This window comes from Acinetobacter sp. YZS-X1-1 (assembly GCF_000804305.1).
GTDB classification, from domain to species: domain Bacteria; phylum Pseudomonadota; class Gammaproteobacteria; order Pseudomonadales; family Moraxellaceae; genus Acinetobacter; species Acinetobacter variabilis.
Map to the genome: position 1 here is coordinate 1 of NZ_JWHB01000068.1, position 1,110 is coordinate 1,110.

Annotated in this window: 1 protein-coding gene; it reads left to right on the forward strand. The window is 30.3% G+C overall.

Annotation, left to right across the window (positions count from 1 at the left end):
- The first annotated feature begins 103 nt into the window (after window positions 1-103).
- Window positions 104-565, forward strand: coding sequence for a DIP1984 family protein (locus RJ01_RS15530; RefSeq protein WP_034171739.1), 462 nt, complete (start codon window positions 104-106; stop codon window positions 563-565).
- Window positions 566-1,110: the final 545 nt, after the last annotated feature.

Consider the following 1,110-nt stretch of genomic DNA (forward strand, 5'->3'; position numbering starts at 1 on the left):
TGTAGACACCTTTTAGTTAGATAAAAAAGCAATTTTTTTGATCTTTAAAGAATGAGGATATAAGCTGTTTAAAACTTAATTCTAATTGGTTAATAGGTGAAAAATGAAATTAGCAGAAGCTCTCTTACTTCGAAGTGATCAACAAAAAAAAATTATTTCACTAAAACAACGTATCAATGCAAATGTATTGGTACAAGATGGTGATCAACCATCTGAAGATCCAAATGAACTACTAAAACAAGTATTTTCTTTAATTCAAGAATTTCAAAAATTAAGTTATGCAATTCATGAAACTAATGCTTTAACAAAATTAAATGATGGCCGTTCTCTACTTGCTTTATTGACTTTACGTGATGAATTTGTAGAACAGCACAAAACCCTAACTGCAGCAATAAGTAATACATCTCGTGAATCTGATCGTTATAGTACGCGGGAAATAAAGTGGCATAAAGTTATTCCAGTTTCATCATTACAAAAACAAGCTGATGATATTAGTCTTAAATTACGTGATTTAAACGTGTTAATTCAGTCGAATAATTGGAAAATTGATTTGATTCAAGCCTAATAGTCCTTTAGATATAATTAAGTTGAACATACTGGGCGAGTACAAGATCCCTTACTTCCACAACATAGGATTGTAAATAAAGTGTAGTGGCTTGCAAAGCAAGTGGATAAGCTTAAAATTTTAAGTACAAATCAATCCATCACTTGGCATAACTCAAATCTTTGTGTAAACAAAGTTACACGTTACTTATAACTACCATGTACTGACAGTATGTTCACCTCAATTACTAAAAATAAAGAAATGAGCAAGCATCAGCTCAACTACATTTCTATTTTTAATTCAGTTCGGCTTTGTTGTATAAAGAGCTGAAAGATAGACTTTGAAAATTATAAAAATCGGAAATTTATGATATAAAAAATGTGCTCGACGATGTCGAAAAGCCGACTTGGAAACAAGTCGGCTTTTTTAAACAACTTTGTAATATTCTCTAAATGATAATGGTTTAAAAAGTAGGTATTTATTGATTTTTACTATTTTATCAAAGACTCTATTTCGAAAACTATCCCTCAATTTTTGTGGGTTAGAGCTTACAAAGATATCGGCTT

What these genes read in the sequence shown, in the direction of transcription:
- RJ01_RS15530 (WP_034171739.1), top strand. Translation starts at nt 104, where the DNA reads ATGAAATTAGCAGAAGCTCTCTTACTTCGAAGTGATCAACAAAAAAAA.